This is a genomic window from Kitasatospora sp. NPDC018058, assembly GCF_044327205.1.
Lineage (GTDB): Bacteria > Actinomycetota > Actinomycetes > Streptomycetales > Streptomycetaceae > Kitasatospora.
This window is the reverse complement of the sequence record NZ_JBIRFA010000111.1, coordinates 1-5,295: the sequence shown is the minus strand read 5'-3', so window position 1 is coordinate 5,295 and position 5,295 is coordinate 1. Positions and strand designations below refer to the sequence as shown.

The following is a 5,295-nucleotide window of genomic DNA, read 5'->3' as shown; positions in this document are numbered from 1 at the left end:
CCCGGTCATCACCCTGGACGCCCGCCGCCGCGACAGCGCCAAGAGCGCCCTCATCACCCTCGTCGAACACGCCCTGCTCGCCCGGCTCCGCTGACGCGGGACCGGTCCGAGAGGAACCGCGCCGAGCCGACGGGCGCCCGGAGGCGAGCGCGCGAGTCGCAGTCAACCGGCCCCGGCGGCCCGTCCCACTGACGGGCCGTCGGGGCGGTGACACTTACCGGCCGATGTCCTCCCGGGGCCCCGCGCAAGACCCGTGTATAAGCAGCGGATAACAGTTCGGTAGGCATTTTGTGATCAACAATGACGCAGCGTGGCGAAACAGCGTCACTCAGCGCCAGATGACCACGGTTTTGCTCCGTCATGTCGCTAATTGTCCGGATTGTTCCGACGCGGGTGCCGTACCGGGTCTGTTTGTTCCCCATCCCTGCACGTGCTGAAATTCCAGCTACCCCTGAACATCCCGCGCCGGCCGTCCGGTGACGGGACAGGGCTCGGGGGTAGCGCTGGATTGATCCATGGCCGGCAAGTCGGCCGAGAGGTAGTTGTCGAGTGAGGCGTAAGCAGCAACCCGCCCCGCAGCGGCGCTCCGAGCCCCGCCAGAGCGAGCCGAACGGTACCGCCGCGGACCAGGCCGGATTCTCCGCGTTCACTCCCACCGAGGAGCGCGCCCCGGCCACTCCGGCCCTCAAGCCCCCGACGTCGGCCAAGGAGCCGCGCGACAGCGCCGGTACACCCGGCGACGGCGGCTCCAGCCGGTACGACTTCCTGCGCCCACGCAACTGGCGCGTGCCGACCCGCCTGATCGCGATTCTGCTGATCCCCGTGATCATCAGTCTCGTCTTCGGCGGCCTTCGCGTTAACACCTCGGTCGACGGCTACATCAAGGCGTCCCGCGCCGAGAAGACGGCCGAGCTGGCCAAGGCGGCGACCGAACTCGCCGAGGCGCTCGAGAACGAGCGCGACAAGACCCTGATACCCCTGATCACCGGGCAGGACCCGAACAACGAGGTCACCAAGCGCCGCGCCGACACCGACGCCGCGCTGAAGGCCTACAACGCCGCGTACGACGCCTCCGACAAGTCCGGCGAGCTTCCGCGCCGCCACGAGGCCTTCCAGATCCTCGTGGCCGACCTGCCGCACCTGCGGCAGGTCGCGTACGGCAAGGAGCTGTTCGCCAGCGCCACCGCGAGCGCCTACTCGACGATGTTCGCCCCGCTGCTGTCCTACGACAACTCGGTCGGCAACGGCTCCTCCAACGCCACCAGCAAGGGCCGCGCGATCTACGCGATGTCGCTGGCCAAGGCCTCCGCCTCGACCCAGCGCTCGCTGATGCTGAGCATTCTGGGCGGCATCGCGCAGGGCACGACCACGCGCTACGAGAACCAGGACATGACCCAGCAGATCCTGGTCTCGGAGAAGCTGGAGCAGGTCTCGCTGAGCGAGTTCAACACCGGTAGCGCCCCCGAGGACGCCCGGAAGTACGCTAACGCGCAGGTCGCCCTGGCCCCCACGAAGGACAGCGCGGCGCTCAAGATGCCCAACGGCACCCTGCCCACCATGCAGGGCCTGCTGGCGATCGCCGGCAACTACGCCCAGGCCGCCGCCGAGGGCCAGCTGAGGGGCAAGGCCACGGCCGACGCCGCGTTCGCCGAGGCCAAGAACGCCGGTCTGACCCCGGACAACTGGAACCAGGCCGCCGGTACCCACATCCAGGCCCTGCGGAACACCGAAGTCGCGCTGCTGGACGACGTCCTCACCGACTCCCGCAACCTCAAGGACAACGCGCTCTACGACGCCATCCTCAACACGGTCATCGTCGTCGCCGCACTGATCCTGGCCGGCCTGCTCACCGGCTACGTCGCCCGCTCGATGATCCTCGGCATGCGCACCCTGCGCAGCGCCGCCCTGGAGATCGCCGACCACCGCCTGCCGGACCTGGTCGAGAAGCTCTCCAAGACCGACCCCGACCGGGTCGACACCTCGGTGAGCGCGATCCCGCTGCACGGCAAGGACGAGATCGGCGAAGTCGCCCGGGCCTTCGACCAGGTCCACCAGCAGGCCGTGGCGCTCGCCGCCGAGCAGGCCCTGCTCCGAGGGAACGTCAACGCGATCTTCACCAACCTGTCGCGTCGCAGCCAGGGCCTGATCCAGCGCCAGCTGGCGCTGATCACCGACCTGGAGAACAACGAGGCCGACCCGGACCAGCTGGAGAACCTCTTCAAGCTGGACCACCTGGCCACCCGTATGCGCCGCAACGGTGAGAACCTGCTCGTCCTCGCGGGCGAGGAGGCCGGCCGCCGCTGGAACACCCCGGTCCCGCTGGTCGACGTGCTCCGCGCCGCCGCGTCCGAGGTGGAGCAGTACGAGCGCGTCGAGCTGTCCGGCATCCCGGAGGTCGAGGTCGTCGGCGCCGCCGTGACCGACCTCGTCCACCTGCTCGCCGAGCTGCTGGAGAACGCCACCTCGTTCTCCAGCCCGCAGACCCGGGTGCTGGTCAACGCGACCCGTCTGCCGGACGGCCGCGTCCTGGTCGAGATCCACGACAAGGGCATCGGCCTCACCGCCGACGACTTCGCCGAGATCAACGAGAAGCTGGCCGAGCCGCCCACGGTCGACGCCACCATCTCCCGCCGCATGGGCCTCTTCGTGGTCGGCCGGCTCTCCCAGCGGCACGACATCCGCGTCCAGCTCCGCCCGTCCGGCGAGTCGGCCGGCACCACCTCGCTGGTCATGCTCCCGCCGTTCGTCACCCAGGGCGGCCCCGCGCCGGAGCCGGAGGAGCAGTTCACCGTCTCCCGGATCTTCGCCGACCAGGAGCCGACCTCCGAGTGGGCCGCCGACAGCCGCTCCCGCAGCGCCGCCGAGCTGGGCTTCGACGACCACCTCACCGGCATCGGCAATGCCGGCTCCTCCGGCTTCAGCCCGGCCCTGGAGTCCGTCCAGCGCTCGCAGCGCCTCGACCAGGTCCGCCGCGCGGCCCTGGAGGGCGTCCCGCAGGGCCCGGTGGTGGACGCCGAGGTCGAGGAGGACTACCAGCAGGGCTACGACCAGTACGCCCCGCAGGGCTACGACCAGCCCGGCGCCTACGCCGACGACCAGTACGGCCAGTACGGCAACGGCCAGGACGGCTACCAGCACGACGAGTACGCCCAGGACGAGTACGGCCAGTACGCCCCGCAGGGCTACGACCAGCCCGGCGCCTACGCCGACGACCAGTACGGCCAGTACGGCCAGTACGGCAACGGCCAGGGCGGCTACCAGCAGGACGGGTACGCCCAGGACGGCTACGGCCACCAGGCCGACGAGGCCCCGGTCGGCCACCCGTACACCCCGGAGCCGCCCGCCCTGCCCGCCGCCCCCGCCACCACCCTGCCGTCCGGGCTGCCCCAGCGCCGCCCCGGTCAGCAGCTGGCGGGCGGCAGCCTGGGCAGCGCCCCGGCCGGCGGCAGCCCGTCCGGCGAGAGCCCGAACTGGTTCGCCGGCGCCAAGGACACCTCCTCTGACCAGGAATCGCGCGGCCACGACGTGTCCGCACTCGGCGGTTACGGCCCGACCGGCCCGACCGCCAGCTCCGCCTGGCAGTCGCCGAACGACGGCAACTGGCAGCGCGCCGAGCAGCTGCGCGAGCCCTCCTCCAGCGGCACCACCGGGGCCGGTCTGCCGCGGCGCGTGCCCAAGCAGAACCTGGTGCCCGGCAACGCCAAGCCCACCCCGCAGGAAGGGCCGCAGGTCTCCCGCAGCCCCGAGGAGGTCCGTGGCCGCCTCACCAACCTGCGTCGCGGTGTGGAGCAGGGCCGCAGCGCCGGCAACACCGGAAGCTTCCGGATCGACCCCGATCAGGTAGACCAGTCCGGCAACGGACAGAACCGGAGCACCGATCTCTTCGGCGGCTCGAACCACCAGGAGCGTTGAGTTGACTCAGATGAGCCAGGCCGCACAGAACCTGAACTGGCTGATCACCAATTTCGTGGACAACACCCCCGGGGTGTCCCACACCGTGGTGGTCTCTGCCGACGGCCTCCTGCTGTGCATGTCCGAGGGCTTCCCGCGCGACCGCGCCGACCAGCTCGCCGCCGTCGCCTCCGGCCTCACCTCCCTCACCTCCGGCGCCAGCCGGATCTTCGAGGGTGGCGAGGTCAACCAGACCGTCGTCGAGATGGAGCGCGGCTTCCTGTTCCTCATGGCCATCAGCGACGGCTCCGCCCTCGCCGTCCTGGCCTCCCCCGACTCCGACATCGGCCTCGTCGGCTACGAAATGGCCCTGCTCGTCGACCGAGCCGGCGCCGTCCTCACCCCCGCACTTCGCGCGGAACTCCAGGGCAGTCTCCTGCACTGACGGTTCGTCGGATACCGTCCAGGTATTCGAAGTACCTCCGCGTCCTTCCCGGGCCCGCTTCGGCGGGCTCGGGTTCGGACGTTGTACGGCCTTCGCACCACCGGCTCCGGACTCGTACCGAAGCTCGCACCGCACCGCCGCACCCTGTGAGGAGAGGAACCGTGACACCGCCCGACGACCGCAGCGGCCAGTACGGCGTTCCGTACCCTGGCACAGGCCATGACGCCTTCGGAGCACCCGGCGTCGGCCACGGTCAGCAGTACGGCCGGCACCAGTACGGGCAGCCCCAGTACGGGCAGCCCCAGCAGCACCCGTACCCCCGGCCCGAGGAACAGTACGGCCAGTACGACCAGTACTCCCGGCAGCAGCCCGCCTTCGGCGCCCCGGCGCCCGGCTACCCGGGGCCGGGGCCCTCCCCGGCGCCGGGCTACCAGCCGGCCCAGGAGCCCGGGCACGTCGAGGAGGTCGAGGACGAACCCGACTCCGGCCCGCTGATCCGGCCGTTCGCGATGACCGGCGGTCGCACCCGGCCGCGCTACGAACTCGCGCTGGAGGCCCTGGTCTCCGCCGACGTCGATCCGCAGCGTCTGGCCACCCTGCTCCCCGAGCACCAGCGGATCTGCACGCTCTGCACCGAGGTCAAATCCGTCGCGGAGGTGTCGGCGCTGCTCTCCCTTCCCCTGGGAGTGGCCCGCATCCTCGTGGCCGACCTGGCCGAGGCCGGCCTGGTCGCCATCCACCAGCCCGCTTCCGGCGGCGAATCCGGAAACCAGCCCGACGTCACGCTGCTCGAAAGGGTCCTCAGTGGACTTCGCAAGCTCTAACGCGGCCGCCCCCACCCGCGCCACCACCTCCGCGAAGATCGTCATCGCGGGCGGCTTCGGCGTCGGCAAGACCACGCTCGTCGGCGCCGTCTCCGAGATCAACCCCCTGCGCACCGAAGCCGTCATGACCTCGGC

General features: G+C 70.9%; 3 protein-coding genes and 2 pseudogenes. All 5 read left to right on the top strand.

Annotated features, from left to right (window positions below):
• A pseudogene (locus ACH4E7_RS45145) lies at positions 1–94 on the top strand (ATP-binding protein); the annotation flags it as partial.
• A 455-nt stretch (positions 95–549) separates the two neighbouring features.
• Positions 550–3,912, top strand: coding sequence for a nitrate- and nitrite sensing domain-containing protein (locus ACH4E7_RS45140; RefSeq protein ID WP_396255054.1), 3,363 nt, complete (start codon positions 550–552; stop codon positions 3,910–3,912).
• A gap of 10 nt (positions 3,913–3,922) precedes the next feature.
• The gene (locus ACH4E7_RS45135; RefSeq protein WP_097236138.1) at positions 3,923–4,336 is read left to right on the top strand and encodes a roadblock/LC7 domain-containing protein; all 414 of its coding nucleotides are present in this window, start codon (positions 3,923–3,925) and stop codon (positions 4,334–4,336) included.
• A 161-nt stretch (positions 4,337–4,497) separates the two neighbouring features.
• Positions 4,498–5,160, top strand: coding sequence for a DUF742 domain-containing protein (locus ACH4E7_RS45130; RefSeq protein WP_396255053.1), 663 nt, complete (start codon positions 4,498–4,500; stop codon positions 5,158–5,160).
• A pseudogene (locus tag ACH4E7_RS45125) lies at positions 5,141–5,295 on the top strand (ATP-binding protein); the annotation flags it as partial. The gene ACH4E7_RS45130 and the pseudogene ACH4E7_RS45125, both read left to right, overlap by 20 nt.